The organism is Sphingomonas sp. (assembly GCF_025353885.1).
Taxonomy (GTDB): Bacteria; Pseudomonadota; Alphaproteobacteria; order Sphingomonadales; family Sphingomonadaceae; genus Sphingomonas_O.
Genome location: NZ_JANXNX010000061.1, coordinates 1 through 15,992, shown reverse-complemented (window position 1 = coordinate 15,992; position 15,992 = coordinate 1). Strand labels below are relative to the sequence as shown.

At 63.8% G+C, this 15,992-nt stretch carries 18 protein-coding genes; 12 read left to right on the top strand and 6 right to left on the bottom strand.

The window, feature by feature from the left end; all coding sequences use genetic code 11:
• Positions 1 to 196: 196 nt before the first annotated feature.
• Genes Q0R02_RS06595 through Q0R02_RS06575 form a run of 5 tightly spaced genes read left to right on the top strand, consistent with a single transcriptional unit; the run spans position 197 to position 2,558 of the window.
• Positions 197 to 490, top strand: a complete 294-nt coding sequence (locus Q0R02_RS06595; RefSeq protein WP_293881836.1) for an AtpZ/AtpI family protein — start codon at positions 197 to 199, stop codon at positions 488 to 490.
• Positions 491 to 496: 6 nt separating this feature from the next.
• A complete protein-coding gene (locus Q0R02_RS06590) occupies positions 497 to 1,246 on the top strand; it encodes a F0F1 ATP synthase subunit A (protein WP_293881835.1) in 750 nt (249 codons plus the stop codon).
• Between the two features lie 29 nt (positions 1,247 to 1,275).
• The gene (locus tag Q0R02_RS06585; protein ID WP_121154264.1) at positions 1,276 to 1,503 is read left to right on the top strand and encodes a F0F1 ATP synthase subunit C; all 228 of its coding nucleotides are present in this window, start codon (positions 1,276 to 1,278) and stop codon (positions 1,501 to 1,503) included.
• A 15-nt stretch (positions 1,504 to 1,518) separates the two neighbouring features.
• Entirely contained in the window at positions 1,519 to 2,019 is a 501-nt protein-coding gene (locus Q0R02_RS06580; RefSeq protein ID WP_293881829.1) for an ATPase, read from the top strand.
• 2 nt (positions 2,020 to 2,021) lie between these two features.
• On the top strand, positions 2,022 to 2,558 hold the full coding sequence (locus Q0R02_RS06575) for a hypothetical protein (RefSeq protein WP_293881827.1): 537 nt from the start codon (positions 2,022 to 2,024) through the stop codon (positions 2,556 to 2,558).
• Between the two features lie 15 nt (positions 2,559 to 2,573).
• On the opposite strand, the gene Q0R02_RS06570 is transcribed toward Q0R02_RS06575, so the two are convergent.
• Positions 2,574 to 3,119: a DUF4337 domain-containing protein gene (locus Q0R02_RS06570; protein ID WP_293881825.1), complete on the bottom strand. Its 546-nt coding sequence runs from the start codon at positions 3,117 to 3,119 to the stop codon at positions 2,574 to 2,576.
• A 68-nt stretch (positions 3,120 to 3,187) separates the two neighbouring features.
• Between Q0R02_RS06570 and uvrC the strand changes: the two genes are divergently transcribed.
• Positions 3,188 to 5,122 (top strand): excinuclease ABC subunit UvrC, encoded by a 1,935-nt coding sequence (uvrC, locus tag Q0R02_RS06565; RefSeq protein ID WP_293881823.1) that lies wholly within the window; start codon positions 3,188 to 3,190, stop codon positions 5,120 to 5,122.
• Here uvrC and Q0R02_RS06560 read toward each other — a convergent pair.
• Genes Q0R02_RS06560 through Q0R02_RS06550 form a run of 3 tightly spaced genes read right to left on the bottom strand, consistent with a single transcriptional unit; the run spans position 5,119 to position 8,017 of the window.
• Positions 5,119 to 5,958, bottom strand: coding sequence for a cupin-like domain-containing protein (locus tag Q0R02_RS06560; RefSeq protein WP_293881821.1), 840 nt, complete (start codon positions 5,956 to 5,958; stop codon positions 5,119 to 5,121). The two genes, uvrC and Q0R02_RS06560, sit on opposite strands and share 4 nt — an antisense overlap.
• On the bottom strand, positions 5,955 to 7,073 hold the full coding sequence (locus Q0R02_RS06555) for a GNAT family N-acetyltransferase (protein ID WP_293881819.1): 1,119 nt from the start codon (positions 7,071 to 7,073) through the stop codon (positions 5,955 to 5,957). The genes Q0R02_RS06560 and Q0R02_RS06555 overlap by 4 nt, the downstream gene beginning before the upstream one ends.
• Positions 7,070 to 8,017, bottom strand: a complete 948-nt coding sequence (locus tag Q0R02_RS06550; protein WP_293881817.1) for a polysaccharide deacetylase family protein — start codon at positions 8,015 to 8,017, stop codon at positions 7,070 to 7,072. Before Q0R02_RS06550 ends, Q0R02_RS06555 begins: the two co-directional genes overlap by 4 nt.
• 194 nt (positions 8,018 to 8,211) lie before the next feature.
• Here Q0R02_RS06550 and Q0R02_RS06545 point away from each other — a divergent pair, with 194 nt between their 5' ends.
• The 4 genes from Q0R02_RS06545 to Q0R02_RS06530 are packed head-to-tail and all read left to right on the top strand — an operon-like array spanning position 8,212 to position 11,249.
• The gene (locus Q0R02_RS06545) at positions 8,212 to 8,802 is read left to right on the top strand and encodes a recombination protein O N-terminal domain-containing protein (RefSeq protein ID WP_293881815.1); all 591 of its coding nucleotides are present in this window, start codon (positions 8,212 to 8,214) and stop codon (positions 8,800 to 8,802) included.
• A gap of 32 nt (positions 8,803 to 8,834) precedes the next feature.
• On the top strand, positions 8,835 to 10,043 hold the full coding sequence (locus tag Q0R02_RS06540; protein WP_293881813.1) for an aminotransferase class I/II-fold pyridoxal phosphate-dependent enzyme: 1,209 nt from the start codon (positions 8,835 to 8,837) through the stop codon (positions 10,041 to 10,043).
• Positions 10,040 to 10,438, top strand: coding sequence for a Co2+/Mg2+ efflux protein ApaG (gene apaG, locus Q0R02_RS06535; protein ID WP_293881811.1), 399 nt, complete (start codon positions 10,040 to 10,042; stop codon positions 10,436 to 10,438). The genes Q0R02_RS06540 and apaG overlap by 4 nt, the downstream gene beginning before the upstream one ends.
• A 13-nt stretch (positions 10,439 to 10,451) precedes the next feature.
• The gene (locus tag Q0R02_RS06530) at positions 10,452 to 11,249 is read left to right on the top strand and encodes a LysR family transcriptional regulator (protein WP_293881809.1); all 798 of its coding nucleotides are present in this window, start codon (positions 10,452 to 10,454) and stop codon (positions 11,247 to 11,249) included.
• Position 11,250: 1 nt separating this feature from the next.
• Here Q0R02_RS06530 and parE read toward each other — a convergent pair whose 3' ends face one another.
• Positions 11,251 to 13,242 carry a DNA topoisomerase IV subunit B gene (gene parE / locus Q0R02_RS06525; protein WP_293881807.1) on the bottom strand — a complete coding sequence of 664 codons (1,992 nt, stop codon included), beginning with the start codon at positions 13,240 to 13,242 and terminating at the stop codon, positions 11,251 to 11,253.
• Between the two features lie 159 nt (positions 13,243 to 13,401).
• Here parE and Q0R02_RS06520 point away from each other — a divergent pair, with 159 nt between their 5' ends.
• Positions 13,402 to 14,256 (top strand): outer membrane protein, encoded by an 855-nt coding sequence (locus tag Q0R02_RS06520; protein ID WP_293881805.1) that lies wholly within the window; start codon positions 13,402 to 13,404, stop codon positions 14,254 to 14,256.
• An 81-nt stretch (positions 14,257 to 14,337) separates the two neighbouring features.
• On the opposite strand, the gene Q0R02_RS06515 is transcribed toward Q0R02_RS06520, so the two are convergent.
• A complete protein-coding gene (locus Q0R02_RS06515; RefSeq protein ID WP_293881803.1) occupies positions 14,338 to 15,012 on the bottom strand; it encodes a GcrA family cell cycle regulator in 675 nt (224 codons plus the stop codon).
• 67 nt (positions 15,013 to 15,079) lie between these two features.
• Here Q0R02_RS06515 and Q0R02_RS06510 point away from each other — a divergent pair, with 67 nt between their 5' ends.
• Positions 15,080 to 15,907 (top strand): ABC transporter permease, encoded by an 828-nt coding sequence (locus Q0R02_RS06510; RefSeq protein WP_293881802.1) that lies wholly within the window; start codon positions 15,080 to 15,082, stop codon positions 15,905 to 15,907.
• The last annotated feature ends 85 nt before the right edge of the window (positions 15,908 to 15,992 follow it).

The following is a 15,992-nucleotide window of genomic DNA, read 5'->3' as shown; positions in this document are numbered from 1 at the left end:
TATACGGGTTTATTCAGTGGATGCGCCTTTCCCGACAGCCGTATAGGCCCCGGCCTTCGCCGGGGTGACGGGTCTGCCAGCTTTCCCAGTCGCTTGCTGCACCGCGGTTGACTTGAAGCGGGTGCTTTCCTAAACGCCCAGCCAAGCCGCCGCAGCATCAGTTGCAGACGGTTTTTTCGCATACACGGGGCGCTTTTTGGCTGACGACCGCAATACTGAAAGTGAGTCGCTCGACTCCCGCATCGCTGCGGCGAAGGCGACGGCGACGCGTCCCGGGACTGCCGACAGCCGTGCCGAGGGGCGCGGCTGGGCGGTTGGTGCCGAATTCGTCGTCACGATTCTGGTCACGACCTTTATCGGTTATTTGATCGACGGCTATTTCCAGACCCGCCCGTGGGCGATGATTGTTTTCCTCCTGCTTGGCTTTGCGGCCGGGACCCGTCGCGCCATGCAGACGTCGAAGCAATTCGACGCCGATCCGAAAGACTGAACGCCGATGGCAAACCCGATGGAACAGTTTGAGATCGTCAAGATCCATCCGATGAGCGCGATGGGCTATGACGTATCGTTCACGAATTCGTCGCTGTGGATGCTGGTCGCGATGGTCGGGATCGCCGCGTTCCTGTTCATCGGTACGGCCAAGCCGCAACTGGTGCCCAACCGGGCGCAGGCGGCGGTCGAATATCTCTATGACTTTGTCCGAAAGATGCTTGATGAGAATGTCGGGCCAGAGGGCAAGCGCTTCGTTCCACTGATCTTTTCGCTGTTTGTCTTCGTGCTGGCGTGCAACCTGCTGGGCCTGATCCCGTGGGTGGGCGCGTTCACGCCGACGAGCCATATCGCGGTCACGCTGGGCCTTGCCGTGCTGGTGTTCGTGATGGTCTGCATCGTCGGTTTCGCCAAGCATGGCCTGCATTTTTTCAGCTTGTTCTGGCCGAAGGACACGTTCTTTCCGTTGGCCGTCTTTGTCGCCGTCATTGAATTCCTCAGCTTTCTCAGCCGCCCGTTCACGCTGGCGATCCGACTGTTTGCCAACATGACGGCGGGCCATGTGCTGTTGAAAGTGTTCGGCACATTTGTCGTCGCGCTCGGTTCGTTCGGTGCGCTGCCGTATGTATTCGGAATACTGCCACTGGCGGTCAACGTGGCGCTGTCGGCGCTCGAAGTGCTGATCGCGGTCGTGCAGGCCTATGTTTTCGCGCTCCTCGCGTCGATCTATCTGAACGACGCGGTCAATCTTCACTAATATCTACTTCAACCTAAAGGGAATTTAACATGGATCTCGGTTCGGCAAAAGTTATCGGCGCTGGTCTGGCTGCTATCGGTGCAGGTCTTGCGGCGATCGGCGTGGGCTCGATCTTCGGCCAGTATCTGAACGGTGCGCTTCGTAATCCCGAAGCCGATGCCAAGATGGGCGGACGCCTGATCTTTGGTTTCGCCGTGACGGAAGCACTTGGCCTGATCGCTGCCGTCGTTGCGCTGGCTCTGGCGTTCTCTTCGTAAGATCGAGCCCGTCAGATGCCTCAGTTTCACCTCGACAATTTCATCCCGCAGCTGGTCTGGCTGGCGATCTTCTTTGCGATCCTGTATTTCGGGATCGTCCGTCTGACCCTGCCCAAGCTCGGTCGGACGCTGGAGGCGCGCGAAGGCCGGATTGCGGGCGACCTGTCGACGGCGGAACAGGCCAAGGCCGAGGCCGATGCGATGTCCGCGACCTATACCGCGGGCATCGACCACGCGCATAAGTCGGCCCGCGCCGCGGTCGCCGAGGCGAAAGCCAAGGCGGCGCTGAACGTCGAGCAGGCGGTGGCGTCCGCCAATGCGGTGCTGGCCGCGCAGGCTGCTGTGGCCGATGCCGACCTTTCGGGTGCGCGCATGCGGGCATTGGCCGAGATCGAGGGCGTTGCCGCCGATGCGGCGGCCGACATTGTCGAGCGGTTGACGGGGCGTCGTCCCGATGCGGCGCTGGTCGCAGGCGCGGCCAGAACGGCTTTCGCTGCTGAAAACGGGGCGGGCTGAAGATGGCTGAAGAGACGACCGCGACCACCGAAGTGGCGGGTGGGCATGAGATGTCCTATTTCAATCCCGCAAGTCCCGAATTCTGGGTTTATGCCGGGCTGACGATTTTCATCCTGCTGGCGATCTTCGTGGCCAAGGCACCCAAGAAGATCACCGATGCGCTGGATGAGCGGATTGCCGAGACCAAGCGCACGCTGGACGAGGCACGGGCAATTCGCACCGAGGCCGAGGCGATGCTGGCGACGGCAAAGGCGCAGACCGCCGCGAGCGCGGGCGATGCGTCGGCCATCATCGCCCATGCCGAGGCCGAGGCGAAGACCCTGCTGGCTGAGGCGCAGGCACATGCGGTCGACCTGACCACGCGTCGGGCCAAGATGGCCGAGGACAAGATTGCCGCTGCCGAACGCAGCGCAGTGGCCGACGTCCGCGCCCGGGCTGCCAGCACGGCGGCTAGCGTCGCGGCTGCTGTGATTGCTCAGACGCATGATGCGGCAGCGGATCGCGGACTGATCGACAGCGCGATTTCGCGCCTGAACTGACTGGTCCGGCGACCGTTACGTCAAGAACCGGACCAGGACATCCGGGTGGATCGGTAGTTCCAGAAACCCCGCGACCAGGAACAACAGTCCGAAAGCGGCTGCGGCCCAACCGATCATCAACAGCTTGCGGCTTTCGGTCAGCGCCGCAATACCGCTGACGGCAAGAGCGATCGACATGAAGCCTTCGGCGAGGTCGAACTGGTCATCGCGGCGGCCCTGAACGTCATAGTCTGACTCGGCGGCCTTGGCCTGATCCTGCAAATCCTTCGACTCCGAACGATAGCGGGCGGCCGCACCGGCGGCGGCGGCGCTTTCCTGCGGCTTGTTTGTTGCCGACAACAGTGTCGCTGTGTCTTCGGACAGGTGTGCCTTGATCTTGGTCGCCTGATATTCGTTCCACAGGTCGATCTTGCTGGCCTGGTCGCCCTGCATATTCTGGACGATGTTGCCGTCCTTGATATTGCCGATGGTCAGCAGGACGCTCAGCACAACAACCGTCGCGCCGACCATGCGGTTCAGCGTGCGGTCGCTGGTTTCGGGAACATCGACGACTTCGGCCATATGATTCTCTTGTGATTCGAGGGTGCGCCCGTTGTCCCGTCACGCGCATGTCCCTAATTGGAGGGTCAATGTCCGCGCCGCAATCCCCCGATCGCTTCAACGAAGACGCCGCGACCTTTGCGGTGAAGGGCGGCGACGTGCCCAACCTGGACGAGGGTATCGCCGCTATCCGCAACGTGTTGCAGACGCTGCCGCAAAATCCGGGGGTGTATCGGATGACCGACCTGCGCGGCGACGTGCTGTATGTCGGCAAGGCGCGGTCGCTGCGCAATCGGGTAACGAACTACACGCAGGTCAGCCGCTTGCCGCGCCGGTTGCAGCGCATGGTCTCCCAGACGCGCGGCATGACGATCGTGACGACGAACAACGAGGCGGAAGCGCTGTTGCTGGAGGCGCAGCTGATCAAGCGGTATCGCCCGGCCTACAATGTGCTGCTGCGCGACGACAAGAGTTTCCCCTTCATCCTGCTGCGCGCCGATCACAAGTTCCCACGCATCTCGAAACATCGCGGGGCGCGGCGGGCGAAGGGCAATTATTACGGACCGTTCGCCAGTGCGGGGTCGGTGAACACGACGCTGAACGCCCTGCAAAAGCTGTTCCTGCTGCGCAGTTGCACCGACAGTTTCTTCAGCAATCGTGACCGGCCCTGTCTGCTGTATCAGATCAAACGCTGTTCAGCCCCGTGCGTGGGCCGGATATCCGAGCAGGATTACAGCGAACTGGTGGGCGATGCGAAAGCGTTCCTGTCGGGCAAGGCGACTTCGGTTCAGGCCAAGCTGGGCGACCAGATGCAGGGTGCGGCCACGGCGATGGATTTCGAACGCGCGGCGATGCTGCGCGACCGGCTCCGCGCGCTGACGTTCATCCAGGGGTCGCAGGCGATCAATGCCGACGGCGTGGGCGATGCCGATATTTTCGCGCTGGCGTGCCGCTCGGGCGTGACTTGCGTGCAGGCGTTCTTCATCCGGGGCGGGCAGAACTGGGGGCATCGCGCTTTTTTCCCGGCACATACCAATGATGTGCCGGAAGAGGAGGTGCTCGCCAGCCTGCTGATGCAATTCTACGAGGAAGTGCCGCCGCCACGGACGATCCTGCTCGACCGGACGCTGACCGAAGGTGCGCTGCTGGAGGAGGCATTGTGCGAACGCGCGGGCCACCGGGTCGCGATCACCATGCCGCAACGGGGCGACCGCGTGCGACTGGTCAAGCAGGCGACGCGCAATGCCGAGGAGGCGCTAGACCGGCGGGCGGCCGAATCGACGACGCAGGGCAAACTGCTGCGCGATGTGGCCGAGTTGTTCGAGCTGGAGGGGCCGCCCAAACGGATCGAGGTGTACGACAACAGCCATATCCAGGGCACGAATTCGGTCGGCGCGATGATCGTCGCGGGAGCGGAAGGCTTCATCAAAGGCCAGTATCGCAAGTTCAACATCAAAAATCCCGATACCGTGCCCGGCGACGATTTCGGCATGATGCGAGAGGTGCTGGAGCGCCGCTTCACCCGCGCGCTGGACGAAGACCCCGACCGCGAGAACGGGACCTGGCCCGACCTGCTGCTGATCGACGGCGGCAAGGGGCAGTTGTCGGCGGTCAAGGGCGTGCTGGACGCGATGGGGGTCGAGGATGTGCCGCTGGTCGGCGTCGCCAAGGGGCCTGATCGCAACGCCGGGCGCGAGACGTTTCATCTGGTCGACGGGCGTGAGATCAACCTGCCGATGAATCACCCGGTGCTGTTCTACCTGCAACGGTTGCGCGACGAGGCCCACCGCTTTGCGATCGGCGCGCACCGGACCAAGCGGGCAAAAGCGCTGGTGACTTCCACGCTGGACGATGTTCCGGGGATCGGCCCCGCGCGCAAAAAGGCGCTGCTGATGCACTTCGGGACCGCGCGGGCGGTGAAGAACGCCAGCCTTGAGGACCTGCGCAAGGCGCCCGGCGTGTCGGGGATGATGGCGCAGGGGCTTTACGATTATTTCCACGCGAGCGGCGTGGCGCCCAGTTAGGCGAGCAGGCGCCGTACCTTGCGAATGATGCGGTAGCCGAGCGATTTGGGCAGGTTGCGATTCGGAAACCGCTTTGGCGCAGTCGGGGTCAGCCCGGCGCGGCGCAGGACCGAGTTCAGCCCACGCGCATCGGCCTCCATATAGCTCCACGCGCTGCGCCAGGTGACCGACAGGCTGATCGACACGCCGGGGCCGTTCTGCACCCAGTGCGGGGCCTTTACCGGGACATAGACGGCATCCCCGACGGCGAGGTCGAAGACGCGGCCGCTGTCGGCGATTTCTTCACGCCACGGCAGGTTGCGGTGCCCGCCGATATGGAATCGTTCGTGTTCTATCCCTGCGACGATGGCTTCATCGTCTGCGGGGAACAGCGTCATCGCCTTTGTGCCGCGCACCTGCATCAGGATATTGTGTTCGGGATCGAAGTGGAACGGGGTGACCGCGCCGGGGCTGGAGATGAAGATAAACCCCTCGCGCTTCAGCATCGGGCCGGTCACGTCGCCGACAACGGGCATGAGCGCGTCGAGGATGTTATCCAGCAGCATGCGATAGGTGGGGTCCTGTTCAATGAATTTCATGACCATCCAAGACCGATTTTGTTCGATGCCGCGAATCGTTTCGGCGACCGTCAGGCCATTGAAGATGTCGGCAGCGGGATCGACTCCGACCGCCAAGTCGCCGCGGTTATATTCGACATCGGCGCTTCGCATCCGTCCCGCCAGCGCGACCAGCGCGTCAAGTTCGAACAGCGGGTGGCCGGTCAGGTCGTGGCGCAATCGGCCCGGCTGTTCGGGATATAGCGCCGCCAGGGCGTCCAGATCGGTCACGCCGGTCATGCCGCCCCACGCAGCGCGGCAGAGGCGTTTTCGAGAGCACGGCAAACGTTGAAAGCCAGCGTCCGCCGCTTGCCCCTCAGCGGCACGGTCACGCGGACAATCTCGCGGCGTTCGGCCCAGATGCTGTTGATCATCGCATGATCCTCGACCGCGCAACTGTCCATCCAGTCAATGCCGGGGCGATCAAGGATGTTCAGGTTTTCAATCTGGATCAGCACGCCCGGCGAATAGCGCGCAAACGCCTCGTCATAGGCGATCTTGTAGCTGAAGCTGCCGGGCGCGGTAATCAGGTTGACAAGCATCGCGATGGCCCGGCCATCGACCGTCAGTCGCAGCATTTCGAGTTTGCCCACGGCATGCGCCCCCGCCAGTGCCTCGCGGAAAAAGCGCGCGGTGGCCGGGTCGTCGCGCAGGGCGGTGCGGCCACGCCCCTTCCAGCCCGATGCCTCCACCTCCAGAAACGCGTTGGTCCAGTCTGCGATTGCCCCGTCGTCCGCCAAACGTTCGCACGACACCGGTCCAACTTCGCGCAACCGCGCTTGCAACCGGCCGATTTCCTTGCGTTTTTTCTTGCGGATATTGGCTTGGTAATAGGCGTCGGGCGAAAGGTCGCTGTGCAGGAAGGCGCGCTCGGCCCGATGGACGATGTCGGTGCGGCGGACGTCACGCAACGCCGCCAGCACCGGGCCTCCTTCGACCATGCCACAGAGATGCAGGAACGAAGGTGCCCAATCGGCATCATCGAGTTCAGCCAACAGGGCCTCCCAAAAGGCGCGTTCCGCTCCGCTGCGGATCAGCGGCGTCCCCAGGAAGCTGTGATAATGCTGCCAGTTCTGGACATGACGCGTGGGAATCCGCCCATAGCGACGTGCGGTTGCCAATGCGATCACGCCGATCAGCGTCGGCCCCTGCCACGCGGCCAGCAGGCGACCGCCCGACGGCGGGGCCAAATGTTCGAGCGAGGGGCGCAGGAACCAGCTTTCGGCAAAAGGGGCCGGTTCGGCCGCGCGCTGGGCAAGGTCACGCCACGCGGGCTCCCAAGCGGCGGGAACGTCGGCGAACGGCACGACGTCGACGGTCACGGTGTCGCTGCTGGGATGAACGACATAGCTCATGTCGATTCAAGCGCTGTCATGATCTCGGTCGATCGGATGGGCAGCACACCGTTGCGTGCGAACAGGTCGAACACGCCGTCCCACCATTGCCAGAACAGACGCAGGTCGCCGTCGTCGCGGACATAGGGTGTGTGGCCGGGAACGACGCTGGGGGTATGGAACGACAGGCTGAAAAGCTGGTGGCCGTCGTCGAGCAGGCAGCGGATTGCGGCAAGCGCATCGGCCAGCGGCACCCCCTCTGGCGTCAGGGGAACGCGACCGATGATGCCCGACCGGGCAAGGACCCCGCCGATCGCGCCGTCATAGATGCTGGGAAACCGGCGCAACCGTCCGACGAAGGCGGCGGTCAGCGGCAGTTCGTTCAGGGTTTCGGATACGCGCCACGGCCAGACCGGGTGCTGTGAAAAATCCGGCCCCCCCTGGCGGCGATAATCGAACAGCGATCGCACCGAAACGTCGAGGCGATAGCCTGCTTCGACCAGCAGCGCGGCGGTGTCGCTGCCGACGCCGTAACGTCCCGCGCGATAGGTGGTCGGGCGCGCACCTAGCACCTGTTCGATGCGGTCGGTGAGCGCGAACAGCTTGGCCCGCTGCAGGGCGACGGGCAGGTTGCCGAGATAGCTGTTATGGTCGCTGACATCCTCGTCAAAGGGTGGATTGACCCAAGGGTGAAGCTGGGTGCCGATGTCGCACTGGTCCGCATCCAGCAGCCCTTTCAGGATCGCGGCGGTCGCGGGCGTATCGACGATGGGCCAGTCAACCATGTGCGTCGGGACGCAACCGGCGGCGACAAATCGGGCGTTGGCCGTGGGCAGCGCGGCCATCGCCGACGTGCCCGTGGCCGCTCGTTCGAACGGCGCGGTCCAGTCGAACTCTTCTTCGGCATCGGCAAAGATCGCGAAGCGGCGACCGAAATCCACCGGCAGCACGATGCGCGCAGCCATGGGTGGCGGCAAATCGAGCCGCGCGTGTCCCCTCTGGCTGTTACCCCCGCCGATATTCGTATTCCCTGTCCGGCCAATGGCATCGTAGCGCCCTTGGCACGCCGTTAGCATAGCCCGGTTGACGCTTTGTTAGCATTGACCGGTTTGCGCAATGTTCCCTTTCGCACTGGCGCGGCGCTGTCCATAGAGGGGGCGTGCTGATCCGGGCCAAAACTATCGTCTGTGCCGTTCGCGGACACGGCGAACACGGTGCTATCGTGCGCGGCCTGACCGCCGGACACGGGCTGCTGGCTGGCTATGTCCGCGGCGGGCGTTCGCGACGGTTGCGACCCGTCCTGTCGGCGGGCAACATCGTCCAGGCCGAGTTTCGCGCCCGCACAGAGGATCAGCTGGCGGCGTTGACGGTCGAGTTGATCACCAGTCGCGCGGCGTTGCAGGAGGAACCCCTGGCGGCGATGGCGCTCGACTGGACGACGGCGCTGGCGGCGGCGACGTTGGCAGAGGGACATCCCTATCCACGGATATATGCCGCGCTGGACGGCGTGCTTGCGGCGATCGCGGCGGCGTCGGTCGCGCGCGACTGGGCGATCGGGCTGGTGCGATACGAGGCGCTGGTACTGGCGGAGCTGGGGTTTGGGAGCGACGACCCGACCGAGGGTAGCCTGATCGAAAGCCTGAAGGACAATGGCGCACGCCTGTCCGCCGATCTTTTCGTTGGGCGCAGGGTCGATGTGATGGCTGCCCGCGAACGCCTGATCGATCGGCTGGCGCGCGCCATCGGTTGACCTGATGCCTGTCGTGACGGCAAAGCGAGCAGATGAAGCGCAAAACCGGCCAGGATCGATCGATAACCTCCACATGGCGGCCCGCCACGCAGGCCGTGCGCGGTGGCACCGCACGCAGCGAATATGGCGAGACGTCGGAAGCGTTGTTCCTGAATTCAGGATATTGCTACGACAATGCCGAGACCGCCGCCGCGCGATTTGCGGGCGAAGACGATGGCATGACCTATTCGCGGTTGCAGAATCCGACGGTGCAGATGCTGGAAGAGCGCATTGCCCTGATGGAGGGTGCCGAAGCCTGTCGGGCACAGGCAACGGGCATGGCGGCGATGACGACGGCACTGTTGTGCCAGTTGCAGACCGGCGACCATGTCGTCGCTGCGCGCGCCGCCTTTGGGTCGTGTCGGTGGCTGACCGATACGTTGCTGCCGAAGTTCGGGATCGAGACGACCACGATCGATTCGCGCGATAATCAGGCATGGGTCGGGGCCATCAGGTCGAACACCAAAGTCTTCTTTTTTGAAACGCCCGCCAACCCGACGATGGACATCGTCGACATGCGCTTTGTCTGCGACCTGGCGCGGGCGCACGGCATCACCACGGTGGTCGACAATGCCTTTGCAACGTCGGTGTTGCAGCGCCCGCTGGAGTTCGGGGCCGACATCGTGGCCTATTCAGCGACCAAGATGATGGACGGGCAGGGGCGTGTGCTGGCAGGCGCAGTGTGCGGGACCGATCAATTCATCAATGACAAGTTGCTGCCGTTCCAGCGTAACACCGGTCCGAACCTGTCGCCTTTCAATGCGTGGGTGGTCCTTAAAGGGCTGGAGACGCTCGACCTGCGGGCGATGCGCCAGTCGGAGAATGCGCTGGCCGTCGGTCGCTCGATGGACGGGCGGGTGGCGGTCATGCTGCATCCCGGCCTGCCCAGCCACCCGCAGCATAATCTGGCGATGGCGCAGATGAAGGCGTGTGGGCCGATCTTTTCCTTCGTCGTCGACGGCGGACGGCGGCAGGCCATGGACCTGCTTAACGCGCTGGAACTGGTCGATATTTCCAACAACATCGGCGACAGTCGCAGCCTGATGACGCATCCCGCATCGACGACGCACCACGGCGTCGGGCCCGAGGGGCGCGAAGCGATGGGCGTGGTCGAGGGCATGTTGCGGCTGAATGTCGGGCTGGAAGATCCCCTGGACGTGATCGCCGACATCGATCAGGCCCTGACCCGGGTCGGCCTGTGAAAGCGCTGTTTCCCTTTGCCGCCGAGACCCGCGGGCTGACGGTGCGGGTGTCGGTCAGCTATTTGCCCGAACAGTCGAATCCGGGCAGCGCGCGGTGGTTCTGGGCCTATCACATTCGGGTCGAGAACGACTGCGACATGGCGGTGCAGTTGATGACGCGCCACTGGATCATCGCGGACGGGCGGGGCGCCAAGCATGAGGTCGAGGGCGATGGCGTGGTGGGTGAACAGCCGGTGATCCTGCCCGGTGCCAGTTTCGATTATGTCTCGGGCTGTCCCTTGCCGACACCGAGCGGATCGATGGTCGGCAGTTTCGGGGTGGTCGGCGAAGACGGCTCGACCTTCGACATCGCGGTGCCACGGTTCCAATTGACGACGCCGGTGACGGCACGATGACGAGGATCGGCCGATGAAGCGCACCCATTTGCCCCTGAACGGCCTGCGCGTGTTCGATGCCGCCGCGCGGCACTTGTCGTTCACCCGGGCAGCGGACGAACTGGCGGTGACCCCCGCAGCGGTCGGCCAGCAAATTCGCGCGCTGGAGGATACGCTGGGCGTGGTGCTGTTCAGGCGGACGCCGAAGGGGCTGGAGCTGACGCCTGAGGGAGAGGGCGGCCTGGTCGAACTGCGGCGCGGGTTCCTGAATTTCGAGGAAGCGGTGCGGGCGATGCAGTCGGGCCAGTCGTCGAAATCACTAGCGATTGCGGCACCGCGTGATCTTTCGGCGAAATGGCTGGCGGGGCGACTGGCCGCATATCGCAAGACCGATGCCGAGTTGCGCTTCGCGCTGGTGGCGACCGACGCGGGGCTGGACTTCACCGAGGCCAACCTGGACCTCGCCATCTGTTTCGACAGCGGGCCGGGCGCGCACGAAGGCGTTGCCGTGGGACCGCGCGGGTTTGTGGTCGTCGGGGCTGCCGATGGCGATGCCGGGCCTATCGGCTGGCCGGGAGCTCCGGGTGGCGATGATGTGCCCGCGCTGACGCCCGCGTTGATGGTAGCCGATGCAGGCCTCGCCATCGATGCGGCGACGCTGGGGCTGGGGCGAGCGACGGTGCCGGTGATGCTGGCGGCGGGCGATATCGCGGCGGGCCGGGTCGTCGAGTATGGCACGGTGGAAAGCGCGCTGGGCTACTGGCTGGTCGCGCCGCTTCCACAATGGCGGCAAAAGAAGGTCAAGGGGCTGGTCGAGGCGTTGACGGTTTAGCTTAGGCGTCGATCGCTTCCTCGTCGACCCGCGCTGCGTTTTCCTGGATGAAGTTGAACCGGTGTTCCGGGTTCTTGCCCATCAGCCGCTCGACCAGGTCGCGGACGCCCGCGCGGTCCTCGTATTCCTGGGGCAAGGTGACGCGGATCAGCGTTCGGGTCTTGGGGTCCATCGTCGTTTCGCGGAGCTGGCCGGGATTCATCTCTCCCAGCCCCTTGAAGCGACCGACATCGACCTTCTTGCCCTTGAACTCTTTGGCCTCGATCTCGGCGCGATGGGCGTCGTCGCGGGCATAAAGCGACTTTGCCCCGACCGTCAGGCGATAGAGCGGCGGTTGCGCCAGGAACAAATGCCCTTGCCGGACCAACTCGGGCATCTCCTGAAAAAAGAAGGTCATCAGCAAGGTCGCGATGTGCGCGCCGTCGACATCGGCGTCGGTCATGATGATGACGCGTTCGTAGCGCAGGTTTTCGGGGACGCAGCGGTCGCGGGTGCCGCAGCCCAACGCCAGTGTCAGGTCGGCGATTTCGGAATTGCCGCGGATTTTCTCGGCCGTGGCGCTGGCGACATTCAGGATCTTGCCGCGGATCGGCAGGATCGCCTGGGTCTTGCGGTCGCGCGCCTGCTTCGCAGAGCCACCGGCGCTGTCGCCCTCGACGATGTAGATTTCCGTGCCCGCCGGATCGTCGGTCGAACAGTCGGTCAGCTTGCCGGGCAGTCGCAACTTGCGCGCCGAGGTGGCGGTCTTGCGCTTGACCTCACGCTCGGCCCGGCGCGCCAGCCGTTCGTCCATGCGGTCGAGAACGAAGGTCAGCAACGCGCGGCCACGCTCCATATTGTCGGTCAGGTAATGGTCGAAATGATCCTTGACCGCATTCTCGACAAAGCGCGCTGCCTCGGGCGAGGTCAGGCGATCTTTGGTCTGGCTTTGGAACTGCGGGTCGCGGATGAAGACCGACAGCATAATCTCGGCTGCGGACAGCACATCTTCGGGTTGTATATGCTCGGCACGCTTCTGGCCGGTCAGCAACCCGAACGCCCGGATGCCCTTGACGATGGCGGCGCGCAATCCCGCTTCATGGGTGCCGCCGTCGGGGGTCGGAATCGTGTTGCAATACCAGCTGAAGCTGCCCTCGCTCCACAGCGGCCAGGCGATAGCCCACTCGGCGCGGCCCTGCCCGACATTTCCCTGAGAATCCGGAAAATCCTGCCGCCCGGAGAAAAACTCGGCGGTGGCGCACTCACGCTTACCGATCTGGTCGCGCAGATGGTCCGACAGGCCGCCAGGAAACTGGAACACCGCCTCGGCCGGAGTGTCGTCACTGATAAGTCCGGGCGAGCATTTCCAACGGATTTCAACGCCTGCGAACAGATATGCTTTCGACCGCGCCAGCCGATGGAGCCGCGCGGGCTTGAACGCCATCTCCGGGCCAAAGATTTCGGGGTCCGGAACAAAGCTGACGGTGGTGCCACGCCGGTTCTGGACCGGCCCCAGCTTTTCGAGCGGGCTGATGGTAAGACCCTGCGAAAAGCGCTGGCGATATAGTTCCTTGTTCCGAGCAACCTCGACAACCGTCTCGATCGACAGCGCGTTGACCACGCTGACCCCAACGCCGTGCAGCCCGCCCGACGTCGCATAGGCCTTGCCGTCGAACTTGCCGCCCGAATGGAGCGTCGACATGATGACTTCCAGCGCTGACTTGTCGGGAAACTTCGGATGCGGATCGACCGGGATGCCGCGCCCATTGTCGGTCACTGTCAGGCGGTTGCCCGCCTCAAGCGTCATTTCAATACGCGTCGCATGGCCCGCCACAGCCTCGTCCATGGCATTGTCCAGCACTTCGGCAGCGAGATGGTGAAACGCGCGCTCGTCAGTGCCGCCGACATACATTCCGGGGCGGCGGCGGACGGGTTCCAGCCCCTCCAGGACTTCGATCGACGATGCATCATATTCGCCGGTCGTGGGTTGAGGGCTGTTGAACAAGTCAGTCATGTGCGGCGGGTATAGGGCCGCCGTCGTTTCGCGCGCAACCCGGTGTGCGTTGTTCCGATGTGTGGCTAATTTGACACAAGGCAGATCTTTCCCTTTTGCAATGCGTCCAAGTCAATTTTGGGATCGTTCCTGCTGCGTCAATCAACGGAGTACTACCAAATGCGTAAGTCGTTTACTGTTTCTGTCGCCCTGATCGGCGTCGCGCTGGCCGCAACGCCAGCCCTCGCCCAAACCGATGGCCCAGCGGCATTCGACGGCCTGTATGTCGGTGGATCGTTCGGCGGCGCTGCACAGCCCAATGACATTGGCTCGTCGATCCTGTTCGATCGGGATCGCAATGGCAGCTTTGGCGACACCGTCATCACCGCTCCGACCGCGACGCCCCCCGGCGCAAATGCATTCTCGCCCGGCTTCTGTAACGGTCGCGCCACATCGTCGTCGCCAACGACCGGTTGTCGCAACGACAAGGACGGCATCGAATATGCTGCCCGCATCGGCTTCGACAAGCAGTTCAACCACATGGTCTTCGGTGTCGTCGGCGAATTCGGCAAAGCCGAGATCAACGACAGCGTCAGCGCCTTCAGCACGACGCCTGCGTTTTACACGATGACCCGCAGCCTGCGTTACAATGCCGCAGTCCGCGCTCGCGTCGGTTACGTCGCTGGCGATTCGACGCTGTTCTATGCCACCGGTGGTGGTGCCTATGGCCGCGTCCGCAATTCGTTCACGACCAGCAACGGCAGCAACGCCTTTACCACCAATGGCAGCAAGAACGCCTATGGCTACAGCGCGGGCGGCGGTGTCGAACAGAAGCTGGGTGAGCATTTCTCGATCGGCCTTGAGTATATCTACACCGACCTGAAGGACAACAAGGCCCGCGTGGGCGTCAACCCCGGTACCGCCGGTGCGACCAACCCATTCCTGCTGGCCGGTGCCGGCGGTACGGACTTCCGTCGCAGCGACGAGCGTTTTCGCTGGCACAGTGCCCGTGTGACGGCGGCGTTCCGTTTCTAACGGACTAGGCTAATCAACGAAAAGGGGCTGCCGATCATCCGATCGGCAGCCCCTTTTTTGTTTGCGGAAATAAGCGTTCGATTACCGGACGCGGGGTCCGCCGAACGGCATCGGCGGTGGCGCACGACGGTCGCGACGCGGCATCTGCGCCTGGAACGCCTGCCCGCAATGCTGGACACAATACGGGAAACCGGGGTTCACGGTTACGCCACAGAAATGGAAATCAGGCTCGCCCGGGTGACCCAACGGCCATTTGCAAATCTTATCGTTCAGGTCGAGCAATGTCGTCTTGCCCGCCATGTCGGCACTTGGCCGCGCGGGAACCAGGCGACGGGGCGGCGCGGGCGCTGCCGGAGGAGCCTGGTCGCCCGGACCCTGCCGCAGAAAGCCACCGGGCCCGACCGATCGAAGCTGCGCGCCCGTGGGGCCGGTTGGCACATGGGGTGGAAAAGGCGATGGCGGTGGCGGTGCCTGGCGCGCGACCTCGACCGGAGCGACAACCTTCGCGACAGTCTTGACGGGCGCTGGCACTGCCGCAGGAGCGGGGGCGCTGGCGGTCGGCGCGGCAGCAACCTTCGGCTCCTTAGGCTCATTGGGCTTCACCGGCGACGGGCGCGACTGCAGCCCCAGGCGGTGTGCCTTGCCGATGACGGCGTTACGGCTGACTCCGCCCAGGTCTTCGGCGATCTGGCTGGCGGTCAGGCCCTTTTCCCACTGTGCTTTCAAACGGTCGATGCGTTCGTCGGTCCAGGACATGCTTTTTCCTAATTTCCCCGGTCCTGCGCCTTGCGGGCAACGGCCCGAGTGCCTAACCGGCTTTGATATGAACACCCGATCCCAAAGCGCTATCGTGAACGAACCCGGCGTGCCGGTCATCCGAAATATCAACTTGGTCGGGTTGAAGACCCTCTATATCAAGGAAGTGCGGCGCTTTTTCAAGGTGCAGCTCCAGACCATCTGGGGTCCGGCCATCACGACGGCGCTGTTCCTCGTCATTTTCACGGTCGCGCTGGGTGGCGGCAAACGCGAAGTCCTGGGCCATCCGTTCGGCGATTTCATTGCGCCGGGGCTGATCATGATGGGCATGATGCAGAACGCATTCGCCAATTCGAGCTTTTCGCTGCTGGTCGGAAAAATGCAGGGCACGATCGTCGATTATCTGATGCCGCCGCTGTCGAGTGGTGAATTGCTGATCGCCCTAGTCGCCGGGGCGATGACGCGCGCCGTGCTGGTTGGGGGAGCGGTATGGATTGTCATGGCACTGTGGCCCGGCGTCCATGTGATGCCGGTTCATCTGTGGGCTGTGCTGGTGTTCGGCCTGCTGGGCACGGCGATGCTGTCGCTGATCGGCGTGCTGACATCGATCTGGGCGGAGAAGTTCGACCAGTCCGCGGCGGTCGGGACCTTTCTGATCGGCCCGGCGTCGCTGTTGTCGGGGACGTTCTATTCGATCGACAAGCTGGCCCCGGCATTCCAGGTCTTCAGCCGGTTCAACCCGTTCCATTATGCGATTTCGGGGTTCCGCTATGGCTTCATCGGCGTGGCGGATTCGCCGTTGCTCGCCGGGGCACTGGTGCTGCTGGCGATCAACGTGTTGCTGGCATCGACGTGTTACGTCCTGCTGCGGAGCGGGTGGCGGTTGAAGGCTTAGCGCGGTCACCGTCACCCTGGCCTTCGCCGGGGTGACGAGGTGTTGGACACCCGCTGGCTAAACATTTGACGGACGCGTGGCGGGG

Coding starts and splice junctions, on each gene's coding strand:
- Q0R02_RS06575 (WP_293881827.1), top strand. CDS start 2,022: ATGGCTGAAGAGACGACCGCGACCACCGAAGTGGCGGGTGGGCATGAG.
- Q0R02_RS06580 (WP_293881829.1), top strand. CDS start 1,519: ATGCCTCAGTTTCACCTCGACAATTTCATCCCGCAGCTGGTCTGGCTG.
- Q0R02_RS06585 (WP_121154264.1), top strand. CDS start 1,276: ATGGATCTCGGTTCGGCAAAAGTTATCGGCGCTGGTCTGGCTGCTATC.
- Q0R02_RS06520 (WP_293881805.1), top strand. CDS start 13,402: ATGCGTAAGTCGTTTACTGTTTCTGTCGCCCTGATCGGCGTCGCGCTG.
- Q0R02_RS06515 (WP_293881803.1), bottom strand. CDS start 15,012: ATGTCCTGGACCGACGAACGCATCGACCGTTTGAAAGCACAGTGGGAA.
- Q0R02_RS06570 (WP_293881825.1), bottom strand. CDS start 3,119: ATGGCCGAAGTCGTCGATGTTCCCGAAACCAGCGACCGCACGCTGAAC.
- Q0R02_RS06560 (WP_293881821.1), bottom strand. CDS start 5,958: ATGACCGGCGTGACCGATCTGGACGCCCTGGCGGCGCTATATCCCGAA.
- Q0R02_RS06550 (WP_293881817.1), bottom strand. CDS start 8,017: ATGGCTGCGCGCATCGTGCTGCCGGTGGATTTCGGTCGCCGCTTCGCG.
- uvrC (WP_293881823.1), top strand. CDS start 3,188: ATGTCCGCGCCGCAATCCCCCGATCGCTTCAACGAAGACGCCGCGACC.
- Q0R02_RS06555 (WP_293881819.1), bottom strand. CDS start 7,073: ATGAGCTATGTCGTTCATCCCAGCAGCGACACCGTGACCGTCGACGTC.
- Q0R02_RS06590 (WP_293881835.1), top strand. CDS start 497: ATGGCAAACCCGATGGAACAGTTTGAGATCGTCAAGATCCATCCGATG.
- parE (WP_293881807.1), bottom strand. CDS start 13,242: ATGACTGACTTGTTCAACAGCCCTCAACCCACGACCGGCGAATATGAT.
- Q0R02_RS06530 (WP_293881809.1), top strand. CDS start 10,452: ATGAAGCGCACCCATTTGCCCCTGAACGGCCTGCGCGTGTTCGATGCC.
- Q0R02_RS06510 (WP_293881802.1), top strand. CDS start 15,080: ATGAACACCCGATCCCAAAGCGCTATCGTGAACGAACCCGGCGTGCCG.
- Q0R02_RS06540 (WP_293881813.1), top strand. CDS start 8,835: ATGAAGCGCAAAACCGGCCAGGATCGATCGATAACCTCCACATGGCGG.